Origin of the sequence: Enterobacter sp. JBIWA008, from assembly GCF_019968765.1 — a bacterium.
Taxonomy (GTDB): Bacteria; Pseudomonadota; Gammaproteobacteria; order Enterobacterales; family Enterobacteriaceae; genus Enterobacter.
In genome coordinates this window covers 3,311,166-3,325,119 of the sequence record NZ_CP074149.1, presented here as the reverse complement: position 1 = coordinate 3,325,119, position 13,954 = coordinate 3,311,166, and the positions used below count along the sequence as shown (strand labels likewise).

Below are 13,954 nucleotides of genomic sequence, written 5' to 3'. Positions count from 1 at the left end.
ATAGTGTGGTTTGTTTGATTTCGAACATAAACGCGCGAAATTCGAAAGTGAAACGTGATTTCATGCGCTTTTTTGCGCATTCTGTCATATTTCTGTAACAATCTGTGCGTTGATTCACAGTAACAATCACCGTGATTTCTTAACATCCCCGCCTCTGGAATTCAGGTGCGAGCCACCTGCCCATTCAATTCAAGGCCACGGAGGCTGTTATGCTCAGTATCTTCAAACCTGCGCCGCACAGGGCGCGTCTGCCAGAGGCAGAAATTGATCCGCTATACCGCCGTCTGCGCTGGCAAATTTTCCTGGGGATCTTCTTCGGGTACGCGGCGTACTACCTTGTACGTAAAAACTTTGCGCTCGCCATGCCGTATCTGGTGGAGCAGGGCTTCTCCCGCGGCGATCTGGGGTTCGCGCTGTCGGGGATCTCCATCGCCTACGGTTTTTCCAAATTCATCATGGGTTCGGTATCGGATCGCTCTAATCCGCGGGTATTCCTGCCCGCCGGTCTGATCCTCGCGGCTGCGGTCATGCTGTTCATGGGCTTTGTGCCGTGGGCAACCTCCAGCATTGCCGTCATGTTCGTCCTGCTGTTCCTCTGCGGCTGGTTCCAGGGGATGGGGTGGCCGCCGTGCGGACGCACAATGGTGCACTGGTGGTCGCAGAAGGAACGCGGCGGCATCGTGTCGGTGTGGAACTGCGCGCATAACGTCGGGGGCGGTATTCCACCGCTGCTGTTCCTGCTTGGGATGGCCTGGTTCAACGACTGGCACGCTGCGCTCTATATGCCTGCCTTTGGCGCCATTCTGGTGGCGATTATTGCCTTCGCCCTGATGCGCGATACGCCTCAGTCCTGCGGCCTGCCGCCGATTGAAGAGTACAAAAACGACTATCCGGATGATTACAGCAAGGAGCACGAAGAAGAGCTGACCGCGAAACAGATCTTCATGAAGTACGTCCTGCCGAACAAGCTGCTGTGGTACATCGCGGTCGCGAACGTGTTCGTTTATCTGCTGCGCTACGGCATTCTGGACTGGTCCCCGACCTACCTGAAGGAGGTGAAGCACTTCGCGCTGGATAAGTCCTCCTGGGCCTATTTCCTGTATGAATATGCCGGGATCCCTGGCACGCTGCTTTGCGGCTGGATGTCGGACAAGGTGTTTAAGGGTAACCGAGGCGCGACGGGCGTCTTCTTTATGACCCTGGTGACCATCGCGACCGTCGTTTACTGGCTCAACCCGCCGGGCAACCCATCAGTAGACATGGCCTGCATGATCGTCATCGGCTTCCTGATTTATGGTCCGGTAATGCTGATCGGTCTGCACGCGCTGGAGCTGGCACCGAAAAAAGCGGCAGGCACGGCGGCAGGCTTTACCGGCCTGTTCGGCTACCTTGGCGGTTCGGTCGCGGCGAGCGCCATTGTGGGCTACACAGTTGACTTCTTCGGCTGGGACGGCGGCTTTATGGTGATGATCGGCGGCAGCGTGCTGGCGGTACTGCTGCTGATTGTTGTGATGATCGGTGAGAAACGTCACCACGCGGAAGTGCTGGCGCGTCGTCAATAAGGAGCATTGCGATGAAATTATCTTACGTAACAACCGGCCTGCTGCTGGCGGGCCTGATGACAGGCTCCGCGCTGGCGGCGGATAAAATCGTTATTGCCCACCGCGGCGCCAGCGGCTATCTGCCGGAGCATACGCTCCCGGCGAAAGCGATGGCCTATGCGCAGGGCGCGGATTACCTGGAGCAGGATCTGGTGATGACAAAGGACGACCAGCTGGTCGTCCTGCATGACCACTATCTGGACCGCGTGACGGACGTGGCGGAACGTTTCCCGGACCGCGCGCGCAAAGACGGTCGTTTCTACGCCATCGACTTCACGCTGGCTGAGATCCGTTCCCTGAAGTTTACCGAAGGCTTCGAGATTGAAAACGGCAAGAAGGTGCAGGTCTATCCGGGACGTTTCCCAATGGGCAAATCTGACTTCCGGATCCATACCTTCCAGGAAGAGATTGAGTTTGTTCAGGGGCTGAACCACTCAACCGGTAAAAATATCGGCATCTACCCGGAGATCAAAGCGCCGTGGTTCCACCATCAGGAAGGGAAAGACATTGCCGCGAAGACGCTGGAGGTGCTGAAACAGTACGGCTACACCAGCAAGAAGGACAAGGTTTATCTGCAGTGTTTTGACGCCGCCGAGCTGAAGCGCATCAAAACAGATCTGGAGCCGAAAATGGGGATGGACCTCAATCTGGTGCAGCTGATTGCCTATACCGACTGGAATGAAACCCAGGAGAAGCAGCCGGACGGGAAGTGGGTTAACTACAACTACGACTGGATGTTTAAGCCGGGTGCGATGAAGCAGATTGCGCAGTACGCCGACGGCATCGGGCCGGATTACCACATGCTGGTGGCGGAGGGCTCAGCGCCGGGCCACGTGAAGCTGACGGAGATGGTGAAAGAGGCGCACGCCAGCAGGATGCAGGTGCATCCGTATACCGTGCGTGCAGACCAGCTGCCGCCGTATGCCACGGACGTAAATCAGCTTTACGACGTGCTGTATAACCAGGCGGGCGTGGACGGGCTGTTTACCGATTTCCCGGATAAAGCGGTGACGTTCTTAAAATAGAAAAAGGGCCGGAAGGCCCTTTTTTACATCTCGATCTCGATATCGCCTTTTGCCCGGCAGCAGCAGGGCAAAATTTCCCCTTCGTTGATAAAGGCCAGCGGCTCGGTTAGCCAGTCCACCTGGCCGGCGACCAGACGGCAGCGGCAGGAGCCGCAGTAGCCGGAACGACACTGGTACTCTACTTCTACCTGATGCGCCTCAAGCGCCACCAGCAGAGAAGGGTGCTCCTCCCGACACAGCACCTCAGTGCCGGAAAGACTTAGCGTAACGCGTGACATCAGAGCTGGAAGTCGCTCAGGTCGTCGGTATTCACTTCAGAATCAATCTGACCGACCAGATAAGAACTCACTTCCACTTCCTGCGGCGCCACCTGCACGTTATCGGACACCAGCCAGGTGTTGATCCACGGGATAGGGTTAGAGCGTGTCTGGAACGGCAGGTCAAGACCGACAGCCTGCATGCGGATGTTGGTGATGTACTCAACGTACTGGCAAAGGATGTCTTTGTTCAGGCCAATCATGGAGCCGTCGCGGAACAGGTAATCTGCCCACTCTTTCTCCTGCTGAGCTGCCAGCACGAACAGGTCGTAGCACTCCTGCTTGCACTCTTCGGCGATTTCCGCCATCTCCGGATCGTCCGTGCCGCTGCGCAGCAGGTTCAGCATGTGCTGGGTGCCGGTCAGATGCAGGGCTTCATCACGGGCGATCAGACGGATGATTTTGGCGTTGCCTTCCATCAGCTTGCGCTCGGCAAAGGCGAAGGAGCAGGCGAAGCTCACGTAGAAGCGGATCGCTTCCAGCGCGTTGACGCTCATCAGGCATAGATAGAGCTGCTTTTTCAGCGCGCGCAGGTTCACGGTAATGGTCTTACCGTTCACGTTGTGGGTGCCTTCGCCCAGCAGATGCCAGTAGCTGGTCATCTCGATCAGCGCGTCGTAGTAATGGGCAATGCCTTCCGCGCGCTTCTGGATCTGCTCGTTGGTGACGATATCGTCAAACACTACCGCCGGATCGTTCACGATGTTGCGGATGATGTGGGTGTAAGAGCGGGAGTGGATCGTCTCGGAGAACGCCCAGGTTTCAACCCAGGTTTCCAGCTCAGGAATCGAGATCAGCGGCAGCAGCGCCACGTTCGGGCTACGGCCCTGAATGGAGTCCAGCAGCGTCTGGTACTTAAGGTTGCTGATGAAGATATGTTTTTCGTGATCCGGCAGCGACTGGTAATCAATACGGTCGCGGGAGACATCCACTTCTTCCGGACGCCAGAAGAAGGAGAGTTGCTTTTCAATCAGCTTTTCGAAGATGTCATATTTTTGCTGATCGTAGCGTGCCACGTTGACCGGCTGGCCGAAGAACATCGGCTCTTTGAGCTGGTCGTTTTTCGTCTGTGAAAAGGTGGTATATGCCATGAGTGTGTCCTGTCTTACGAAATAAAGGCGGGGATATCCCCGCCCTTCATTAGATCTTACATGCGCCGCTTTCGCAGCCATCGTCCTGAATTGACGGTACCAGGTCGTCCTGCGCGTCTTCCGCACCGTCACGGGTGTTGTGATAGTACAGCGTTTTCACACCAAATTTGTAGGCGGTAAGCAGGTCTTTCAGCAGCTGCTGCATCGGTACCTTGCCTGACGGGAAGCGCGTCGGGTCATAGTTGGTATTGGCAGAGATCGACTGGTCGATAAACTTCTGCATGATACCCACCAGCTGCAGGTAGCCGTCGTTGTTTGGCATTTCCCACAGCAGTTCGTAGTTATTACCCAGCGTCTCGTAATCCGGTACCACCTGACGCAGAACGCCGTCTTTCGACGCTTTGATGCTGACGTGGCCGCGCGGTGGCTCAATACCGTTGGTGGCGTTAGAGATCTGCGAAGAAGTCTCGGACGGCATCAGGGCAGAGAGCGTGGAGTTACGCAGGCCGTGCGTCTTAATGGACTCGCGCAGACCTTCCCAGTCGAGATGCAGCGGCTCGCTGACGATCGCATCCAGGTCTTTCTTGTAGGTGTCGATTGGCAGAATGCCTTTCGCGTAGGTGGTTTCGTTAAACCACGGGCACGCGCCTTGCTCTTTCGCCAGCTCGTTAGAGGCTTTCATCAGGTAGTACTGAATCGCTTCGAACGTCTGGTGCGTCAGGTTATTAGCGCTGCCGTCGGAGTAACGCTTGCCGTTTTTCGCCAGCCAGTAGGCGAAGTTGATCACGCCGATACCCAGGGTACGGCGGCCCATTGCACCGCGTTTCGCGGCCGGGATTGGGTAATCCTGGTAGTCCAGCAGGGCGTCGAGCGCACGAACCGCCAGCACGGCCAGCTCTTCCAGCTCGTCCAGGCTCTTAATTGCGCCCAGGTTGAACGCGGACAGCGTACACAGCGCGATTTCGCCGTTTTCGTCGTTCACGTCTTCCAGCGGTTTGGTCGGCAGGGCGATCTCCAGGCACAGGTTAGACTGGCGCACTGGCGCGACGACCGGGTCAAACGGGCTGTGGGTGTTGCAGTGGTCCACGTTCTGGATGTAGATACGACCGGTAGAGGCACGTTCCTGCATCATCAGGGAGAACAGGTCTACCGCCTTCACGCGCTGCTTACGAATGCTGTCGTCTTTTTCGTATTTGGTGTACAGACGCTCGAACTCGTCCTGATCGGCAAAGAACGCGTCATACAGGCCCGGGACGTCGGATGGGCTGAACAGCGTGATGTCTTCGCCTTTCAGCAGACGGGTGTACATCAGCTTGTTGATCTGTACGCCGTAGTCCATGTGACGGACGCGGTTGCCCTCGACGCCGCGGTTGTTTTTCAGGACCAGCAGGCTTTCCACTTCCAGGTGCCACATCGGGTAGAACAGAGTCGCAGCACCGCCGCGCACGCCGCCCTGAGAGCAGGATTTTACTGCCGTCTGGAAGTGTTTATAGAACGGGATACAGCCGGTGTGGAATGCTTCACCGCCGCGAATCGGGCTGCCCAGCGCACGGATGCGACCGGCATTGATGCCGATACCGGCGCGCTGGGAAACGTATTTCACGATGGCGCTGGAGGTGGCGTTGATGGAATCCAGGCTGTCACCACACTCGATCAGCACGCAGGAGCTGAACTGACGGGTTGGGGTACGCACGCCAGACATGATTGGGGTCGGCAGAGAAATCTTGAACGTGGATACCGCATCGTAGAAACGCTTCACGTATTCCAGACGGGTGTCACGCGGATAGTTAGAGAACAGGCAGGCAGCCACCAGAATATAGAGGAACTGGGCGCTTTCGTAGATCTCACCGGTGACGCGGTTCTGAACCAGGTATTTGCCTTCGAGCTGCTTCACCGCCGCGTAGGAGAAGTTCATGTCGCGCCAGTGATCGATAAACCCGTTCATCTGCTCGAACTCTTCTTCCGTATAGTCTTCCAGCAGATGCGTGTCGTATTTGCCCAGCTCAACCATTTTCACCACGTGATCGTAAAGCGCAGGTGGCTCAAACTGGCCGTAGGCTTTTTTACGCAGGTGGAAAATCGCCAGACGTGCAGCGAGGTACTGATAATCCGGTGCTTCGCGGGAGATGAGGTCCGCCGCAGCCTTGATGATGGTTTCGTGGATATCAGACGTTTTAATGCCGTCATAGAACTGGATGTGAGATTTCAGTTCAACCTGGGAGATAGATACGTTGTTCAGTCCTTCTGCTGCCCAGTCGAGAACTCGATGGATTTTGTCCAGATTGATACGCTCGGTAGTACCGTCGCGCTTTGTCACCAGCAGACTCTGATTCATGTGGGTTTTACCTGTCCGTGAAATAAAAAATATCCCCCGTTTATCCACAGATCCGCCTTGTGACTAACTCTGTGGATAAATACTACATATAGGGGGTTTGCGATAAGAAAAACGCTATATGGTGAGTATTCTAGTATCGAATCTTTTCAGCACAAGGGTTGATTTTGACGTTAAATTGAGGTTGTGAAAGGGTAAAAAAGGCTAAGTCCTCGTACCGTAAGGCCTGGAAGACATGTCAATAATTAAGAAAAAAAATTCAAAATTTGATCGAGTGCTGATTTCTTCAACGGGAGGTCAGAATTGCGCAACATGATGTCGCGCAATCTTTATAAGAATAACGAATGACGTTAGTCGTTTTTGGCGGTTGTGTGCAACATATAGTTAACATCAACGCCCGGTGCGAGTTTGAACTTATTGGTCAGCGGGTTGTAGTGCAGGCCGGTGATGTGCTGCTCTTTGAGCCACGTCTGGTCAACCCAGCTTAACAACTCCGCAGGCTTAATGAATTTCTTCACGTCGTGGGTCCCTTTCGGCACCATGCGTAGCACATACTCCGCACCGACAACGGCCATCAGCCAGGCTTTACCGTTACGGTTGATGGTTGAGAAGAAGACCTGGCCGCCCGGCTTCACCAGTTTTGCACAGGCGTGCACCACCGACTGCGGATCGGGAACGTGCTCCAGCATCTCCATGCAGGTCACTACATCGTACTGATGGGCGTGTTTTGCTGCGTGCGCTTCCACGGTTTCCTGCACGTATTCCACCTGTATGCCGGACTCCAGCGCGTGAAGGCGGGCAACCTGGAGCGGTTCAAAGCCCATATCCAGGCCAGTGACGTTCGCCCCTTCGCGCGCCATGCTTTCAGCCAGGATGCCGCCGCCGCAGCCGACGTCGAGCACTTTCTTACCGAACAGACCGCCGGAACGCTCCGCGATATAGCCCAGACGCAGCGGGTTAATGCGATGCAGCGGTTTGAACTCACCTTCGAGATCCCACCAGCGGGACGCCACCGCTTCAAATTTGGCAATCTCTTCGTGGTCAACGTTGTGAGCCACCGGGGATTTTTCGGCATTCATGGGCGCTTTTACTCCTTATTTAGCAAGACAAAGGAGTATATCAGGCAATCCCCGTGAATAAAGCGTATAGGTTTACCTCAATCACCTCGGCTGTGTTATAATTTGCGACCTTTGAATCCGGGATACAGTAGAGGGATAGCGGTTAGATGAGCGACCTTGCGAGAGAAATTACACCGGTTAACATCGAGGAAGAGCTGAAGAGCTCCTATCTGGACTATGCGATGTCGGTCATTGTTGGCCGTGCGCTGCCGGACGTCCGCGATGGCCTTAAGCCGGTACACCGTCGCGTACTATACGCCATGAACGTATTGGGCAATGACTGGAATAAAGCCTATAAAAAATCTGCCCGCGTCGTCGGTGACGTCATCGGTAAATATCACCCGCATGGTGATACCGCCGTTTATGACACCATCGTTCGTATGGCGCAGCCATTCTCCTTGCGCTACATGCTGGTAGATGGTCAGGGTAACTTTGGTTCAGTCGACGGCGACTCCGCTGCGGCGATGCGTTATACGGAAATCCGTATGTCGAAAATCGCTCATGAGCTGATGGCCGACCTGGAAAAAGAGACCGTTGATTTCGTCGACAACTACGACGGCACCGAGCGCATCCCAGATGTGATGCCAACCAAGATCCCGAACCTGTTGGTTAACGGTTCGTCCGGTATCGCAGTCGGTATGGCAACCAACATTCCGCCGCACAATATCACCGAGGTGATCAACGGCTGCCTGGCCTATATCGACGATGAAGACATCAGCATTGAAGGGCTGATGGAACACATCCCGGGTCCGGACTTCCCGACTGCAGCGATCATCAACGGTCGTCGCGGTATTGAAGAAGCGTACCGCACCGGCCGCGGCAAGATTTACATCCGTGCTCGCGCAGAAGTGGAAGCGGACGCTAAAACCGGCCGTGAGACCATCATTGTTCACGAGATCCCGTATCAGGTGAACAAAGCGCGTCTGATTGAAAAAATCGCCGAGCTGGTAAAAGAAAAACGTGTTGAAGGCATCAGCGCGCTGCGTGACGAGTCTGACAAAGACGGTATGCGCATCGTGATTGAGATTAAACGCGACGCGGTGGGTGAGGTTGTGCTGAACAACCTGTACTCCCAGACTCAGCTTCAGGTCTCCTTCGGTATCAACATGGTTGCGCTGCACCATGGCCAGCCGAAGATCATGAACCTGAAAGAGATCCTGAGCGCGTTCGTGCGTCACCGCCGCGAAGTGGTGACCCGTCGTACCATCTTCGAACTGCGCAAAGCGCGCGACCGTGCGCACATCCTTGAAGCGCTGGCGGTTGCGCTGGCCAACATCGACCCGATCATCGAACTGATCCGCCGTGCGCCAACCCCGGCGGAAGCGAAAGCCGCCCTGATTTCCCGTCCGTGGGATCTGGGTAACGTCGCCGCGATGCTGGAACGTGCGGGCGATGACGCAGCGCGTCCTGAGTGGCTGGAACCTGAATACGGCGTGCGTGACGGTCAGTATTACCTGACTGAACAGCAGGCCCAGGCGATTCTGGATCTGCGTCTGCAGAAACTGACCGGCCTTGAGCATGAAAAACTGCTCGACGAATACAAAGAGCTGCTGGAACAGATTGCTGAACTGCTGCACATCCTGGGCAGCGCAGAGCGCCTGATGGAAGTGATCCGTGAAGAGCTGGAGCTGGTCCGCGATCAGTTCGGCGACGAGCGCCGCACCGAAATCACCGCGAACAGCTCTGATATCAACATTGAAGATCTGATCAACCGCGAAGACGTGGTCGTCACCCTGTCTCACCAGGGCTATGTGAAGTATCAGCCGCTGACCGACTACGAAGCACAGCGTCGTGGCGGTAAAGGCAAATCTGCAGCGCGTATTAAAGAAGAAGACTTTATTGACCGCCTGCTGGTGGCGAACACCCATGACACGATCCTCTGCTTCTCCAGCCGCGGTCGTCTGTACTGGATGAAAGTCTATCAGCTGCCGGAAGCGAGCCGTGGCGCGCGTGGTCGTCCAATCGTTAACCTGCTGCCGCTGGAAGCGAACGAACGTATCACCGCCATCCTGCCGGTACGCGAGTACGAAGAGGGCGTGAACGTCTTTATGGCGACCGCCAGCGGTACCGTGAAGAAAACCGCGCTGACCGAGTTCAGCCGTCCGCGTTCCGCCGGGATCATCGCGGTGAACCTGAACGAAGGCGACGAGCTGATCGGTGTGGATCTGACCTCCGGTTCTGATGAAGTAATGCTGTTCTCTGCGGCCGGTAAAGTGGTGCGCTTTAAAGAGAACGCCGTCCGCGCAATGGGTCGTACCGCTACGGGCGTTCGTGGTATCAAACTGGCTGGCGAAGACAGCGTTGTTTCTCTGATTATTCCGCGCGGTGAAGGGGCTATCCTGACCGTGACGCAGAATGGTTACGGTAAACGTACGGCGGAAGGGGAATACCCAACCAAGTCTCGCGGCACGCAGGGCGTTATCTCTATCAAAGTTACCGAGCGCAACGGTTCCGTTGTGGGCGCGGTGCAGGTGGACGATGCCGACCAGATCATGATGATCACCGATGCCGGTACGCTGGTGCGTACCCGCGTGTCTGAGATCAGCGTGGTGGGGCGTAACACCCAGGGCGTGATCCTCATCCGTACAGCGGAAGATGAAAACGTGGTGGGTCTGCAGCGCGTTGCTGAGCCGGTGGATGACGAAGAGCTCGATTCCATCGACGGTAGCGTTGCGGAAGGCGATGATGATATCGCGCCGGAAGCCGATACCGACGATGACGTAGCGGATGACGCTGACGAGTAATGTCTCCTGATGCATAAAAGGGCCGGTTTCCGGCCCTTTTCTTTTGCACAAGCAGATAAGTCAACGTTGCGACCTGGCGCGTTTACCGCTACCTTAACCACATTCTTTTGACCCCGACGGCGGAGCCTCGCCCCCTTGAAATACCTCGTCTCCTTTCGTACTACGCTGAAAGTTTCTCGCTATCTGTTTCGGGCGCTGGCGCTCTTGCTCTGGCTGCTGGTGGCCTTGTTCTCGGTGTTTTACATCGTTAACGCGCTGCACCAGAAAGAGGCGGAGATCCGCCAGGAGTTTAACTTAAGCTCCGACCAGGCCCAGCGCTACATTCAGCGAACGTCTGACGTGATGAAGGAGCTGAAGTATATTGCCGAAAATCGTCTGACGGCGGAAAACGGCATCCTTGCGCTTCGCGGGCGTAACGATAAAACCGAAGTCCCGGACTTCCAGCCGCTGTTCCCTGATTCCGATTGCTCCACCATGAGCAATACCTGGCGCGGGTCGCTGGAATCCCTTGCCTGGTTTATGCGCTACTGGCGCGACAATTTCTCCGCCGCCTATGATCTTAACCGCGTATTCCTGATTGGCAGTGAAAATCTCTGCATGGCTGACTTTGGCCTGCGCGACGTGCCCGTTGAGCGTGACGATGCGCTGAAAAGCCTGCATGAACGTATTGTGAAATACCGCAATGCGCCGCAGGACGAGCGCGGGAATAACATCTTCTGGGTTAGCCAGGGCCCTCGCCAGGGCGTAGGCTATTTCTACGCCCTGACGCCGGTGTATCTGGGCAATCGCCTGCAGGCGCTGCTGGGGATTGAGCAGACCATTCGCATGGAAAACTTCTTCACCCCGGGCAGCCTGCCCATGGGGGTGACCATTCTGGATGAAAACGGCCATCAGCTGATCTCACTCGCCGGGCCCGATAACCGTTTAAACGTAGAACCGCACTGGATGCAGGAGCGGTCGTGGTTTGGCTATACCTCGGGCTTCCGCGAACTGGTGCTGAAGAAGAGCCTGCCGCCTTCGTCGCTGAGTATTGTCTATTCGCTGCCGGTGGATATGGTGCTTGAGCGGATACGCATTCTCATCATGAATGCCATTCTGCTGAACCTGATCGCGGGTGGGGCGCTGTTCACCCTGGCGCGCATGTACGAGCGGAAAATCTTTATTCCCGCCGAAAGCGACGCCCAGCGTCTGGAGGAACACGAGCAGTTTAACCGCAAGATTGTTGCCTCGGCGCCGGTGGGGATCTGTATTCTGCGTACCCAGGACGGGACCAATATCCTGAGTAACGAACTGGCGCATAACTACCTGAACATGCTGACGCATGAAGATCGACAGAGGCTGACGCAAATTATCTGCGGTCAGCAGGTTAACTTTGTCGACGTGCTCACCAGTACGCACACCAACCTGCAGATTAGCTTTGTACATTCCCGCTATCGTAATGAAAACGTGGCGATTTGCGTACTGGTGGATGTCTCCGCGCGCGTGAAGATGGAAGAGTCGTTGCAGGAGATGGCGCAGGCCGCGGAGCAGGCCAGCCAGTCGAAATCCATGTTCCTTGCCACCGTTAGTCACGAGCTGCGAACGCCGCTGTACGGGATTATCGGTAACCTCGATCTGCTGCAGACGAAAGAGTTGCCGAAAGGGGTCGACAGGCTGGTGACGGCGATGAACAACTCCTCCAGCCTGCTGCTGAAGATCATCAGCGATATTCTCGACTTCTCTAAAATTGAGTCTGAGCAGCTGAAAATCGAGCCGCGTGAGTTCTCGCCGCGCGAGGTCATGAACCATATCAGCGCCAACTATCTGCCGCTGGTGGTGCGTAAACAGCTGGGGCTCTACTGCTTTATCGAACCGGACGTGCCGCTGACGCTGCACGGCGATCCGATGCGCCTGCAGCAGGTCATCTCTAACCTGCTCAGCAATGCCATCAAATTCACCGATGTTGGCTGTATTGTGTTGCACGTCTGCCGGGCTGGGGATTACCTGAGCATTCGCGTTCGCGACACGGGCGTCGGCATCCCTGCGAAGGAGGTGGTTCGTCTGTTCGACCCGTTCTTCCAGGTTGGTACCGGCGTGCAGCGTAACTTCCAGGGCACCGGACTGGGGCTGGCGATTTGTGAGAAGCTCGTCAGCATGATGGATGGTGATATATCGGTGGATACCGAGCCCGGCATGGGCAGCCAGTTCACCATCCGTATTCCGCTCTATTCGGCGCAGTATCCGGCAAAAGCGACGGTAGACGGGCTGAGCGACAAGCGCTGCTGGCTGGCGGTGCATAACGCCTCGCTGAATGACTACCTGACGGCGCTGCTTGCCCACTGCGGCGTGAGAGTGTGCCGTTATGAAGGCCAAACACCGGATGTGGACGATGTGCTGATCGCCGACGAGATGCTGGAACAGGCGTGGCAGGGGAGAGGGTCTGTGCTCTTCTGTCGTCGCCACATCGGTATCCCGGTTGAGCGTGCACCAGGGGAATGGGTACACAGTGTTGCAACACCGCACGAGCTGTTGAGCCTGCTGGCGCGCATCTACAAAGTGGAACTGGAAGAGAGTGACGGCGCGGGTGGATTGCCTTCACCGGAGTCTCTGGCGTCGGTGAATGACGATATGATGATTCTGGTGGTGGATGACCATCCGATTAACCGTCGCCTGCTCGCTGATCAGCTTGGATCGCTGGGCTACCAGTGCAAAACCGCCAATGACGGCGTGGATGCGCTGAATGTGCTGAGTAAGAATCATATTGATATCGTGCTTAGCGACGTCAACATGCCAAACATGGACGGCTACCGTCTCACGCAGCGCATCCGACAGCTTGGCCTGACGCTGCCGGTGGTGGGCGTAACGGCGAACGCGCTGGCGGAAGAGAAACAGCGTTGTCTGGAGTCAGGCATGGACAGCTGTCTGTCCAAACCGGTGACGCTGGACGTGCTGAAACAGACATTGTCGATTTACGCGGATCGCGTGAGAAAAACCAGAATATAAAAAAGGCCCGCAAGGGCCTTTTACGTTTTTCCCCCTCTGCCTGTGGGAGAGGGGCGGGGTGAGGGCATCAGGCCGCACACCCGTCCGGCATCAATCCTTGTCCGTTGCGCTTAGCGTAACGGAGGAGAGATAGTTCAGCAGGGCAATATCGTTGTCCACGCCCAGCTTCATCATCGCTGATTTCTTCTGGCTGCTGATGGTTTTAATGCTGCGGTTCAGCTTCTTGGCAATCTCGGTCACCAGGAAACCTTCGGCGAACAGACGCAGAACTTCGCTCTCTTTCGGGGACAGGCGTTTGTCACCGTAACCACCCGCACTGATTTTTTCCAGCAGACGAGAGACGCTTTCAGGCGTGAACTTCTTGCCTTTCTGCAGCGCAGCGAGCGCTTTTGGCAGATCGGTCGGGGCGCCCTGTTTCAGCACAATCCCTTCGATGTCCAGATCCAGCACCGCGCTCAGGATCGCAGGGTTGTTGTTCATGGTCAGAACAATGATCGAGATATCCGGGAAGTGACGTTTAATGTATTTGATGAGCGTGATCCCATCACCGTACTTGTCTCCAGGCATGGAGAGATCGGTAATGAGCACGTGTGCATCAAGCTTTGGGAGGTTATTGATCAGTGCTGTAGAGTCTTCAAATTCACCGACTACATTCACCCACTCGATCTGTTCAAGTGATTTGCGAATACCGAACAGTACAATCGGATGGTCATCGGCAATAATTACGTTCATATTGTTCATGTA

At 55.8% G+C, this 13,954-nt stretch carries 9 protein-coding genes; 4 read left to right on the top strand and 5 right to left on the bottom strand.

Features of this window, described 5'->3' with window-relative positions:
* Positions 1–209 precede the first annotated feature (209 nt).
* Together glpT and glpQ are read left to right on the top strand one after the other, a co-directional pair.
* Positions 210–1,562 carry a glycerol-3-phosphate transporter gene (gene glpT / locus KGP24_RS15925; protein WP_047652552.1) on the top strand — a complete coding sequence of 451 codons (1,353 nt, stop codon included), beginning with the start codon at positions 210–212 and terminating at the stop codon, positions 1,560–1,562.
* A gap of 11 nt (positions 1,563–1,573) precedes the next feature.
* A complete protein-coding gene (gene glpQ, locus KGP24_RS15920) occupies positions 1,574–2,626 on the top strand; it encodes a glycerophosphodiester phosphodiesterase (RefSeq protein ID WP_223561097.1) in 1,053 nt (350 codons plus the stop codon).
* A 23-nt stretch (positions 2,627–2,649) separates the two neighbouring features.
* Here the strand turns inward: glpQ and yfaE are convergent, their stop codons facing one another.
* The 4 genes from yfaE to ubiG all read right to left on the bottom strand — a co-directional run bounded on the left by yfaE (position 2,650) and on the right by ubiG (position 7,445).
* On the bottom strand, positions 2,650–2,904 hold the full coding sequence (gene yfaE / locus KGP24_RS15915) for a class I ribonucleotide reductase maintenance protein YfaE (RefSeq protein ID WP_008500234.1): 255 nt from the start codon (positions 2,902–2,904) through the stop codon (positions 2,650–2,652).
* A complete protein-coding gene (nrdB, locus tag KGP24_RS15910; RefSeq protein ID WP_223561096.1) occupies positions 2,904–4,034 on the bottom strand; it encodes a class Ia ribonucleoside-diphosphate reductase subunit beta in 1,131 nt (376 codons plus the stop codon). The genes yfaE and nrdB overlap by 1 nt, the downstream gene beginning before the upstream one ends.
* 49 nt (positions 4,035–4,083) lie before the next feature.
* Positions 4,084–6,369 carry a class 1a ribonucleoside-diphosphate reductase subunit alpha gene (nrdA, locus tag KGP24_RS15905; protein ID WP_223561095.1) on the bottom strand — a complete coding sequence of 762 codons (2,286 nt, stop codon included), beginning with the start codon at positions 6,367–6,369 and terminating at the stop codon, positions 4,084–4,086.
* A gap of 347 nt (positions 6,370–6,716) precedes the next feature.
* On the bottom strand, positions 6,717–7,445 hold the full coding sequence (gene ubiG, locus KGP24_RS15900) for a bifunctional 2-polyprenyl-6-hydroxyphenol methylase/3-demethylubiquinol 3-O-methyltransferase UbiG (RefSeq protein ID WP_194400403.1): 729 nt from the start codon (positions 7,443–7,445) through the stop codon (positions 6,717–6,719).
* Positions 7,446–7,591: 146 nt separating this feature from the next.
* On the opposite strand from ubiG, the gene gyrA reads away from it, so the two are divergent.
* Positions 7,592–10,228, top strand: coding sequence for a DNA topoisomerase (ATP-hydrolyzing) subunit A (gene gyrA / locus KGP24_RS15895; protein ID WP_223561094.1), 2,637 nt, complete (start codon positions 7,592–7,594; stop codon positions 10,226–10,228).
* A gap of 135 nt (positions 10,229–10,363) precedes the next feature.
* Positions 10,364–13,210: a two-component system sensor histidine kinase RcsC gene (rcsC, locus tag KGP24_RS15890; protein ID WP_223561093.1), complete on the top strand. Its 2,847-nt coding sequence runs from the start codon at positions 10,364–10,366 to the stop codon at positions 13,208–13,210.
* A gap of 90 nt (positions 13,211–13,300) precedes the next feature.
* Here rcsC and rcsB read toward each other — a convergent pair whose 3' ends face one another.
* Complete coding sequence (gene rcsB, locus KGP24_RS15885; protein WP_003859405.1) at positions 13,301–13,951, bottom strand: response regulator transcription factor RcsB; 651 nt, start codon at positions 13,949–13,951, stop codon at positions 13,301–13,303.
* Between the last annotated feature and the right edge of the window lie 3 nt (positions 13,952–13,954).

Coding starts and splice junctions, on each gene's coding strand:
- glpT (WP_047652552.1), top strand. CDS start 210: ATGCTCAGTATCTTCAAACCTGCGCCGCACAGGGCGCGTCTGCCAGAG.
- nrdB (WP_223561096.1), bottom strand. CDS start 4,034: ATGGCATATACCACCTTTTCACAGACGAAAAACGACCAGCTCAAAGAG.
- rcsB (WP_003859405.1), bottom strand. CDS start 13,951: ATGAACAATATGAACGTAATTATTGCCGATGACCATCCGATTGTACTG.
- ubiG (WP_194400403.1), bottom strand. CDS start 7,445: ATGAATGCCGAAAAATCCCCGGTGGCTCACAACGTTGACCACGAAGAG.
- yfaE (WP_008500234.1), bottom strand. CDS start 2,904: ATGTCACGCGTTACGCTAAGTCTTTCCGGCACTGAGGTGCTGTGTCGG.
- gyrA (WP_223561094.1), top strand. CDS start 7,592: ATGAGCGACCTTGCGAGAGAAATTACACCGGTTAACATCGAGGAAGAG.
- glpQ (WP_223561097.1), top strand. CDS start 1,574: ATGAAATTATCTTACGTAACAACCGGCCTGCTGCTGGCGGGCCTGATG.
- nrdA (WP_223561095.1), bottom strand. CDS start 6,369: ATGAATCAGAGTCTGCTGGTGACAAAGCGCGACGGTACTACCGAGCGT.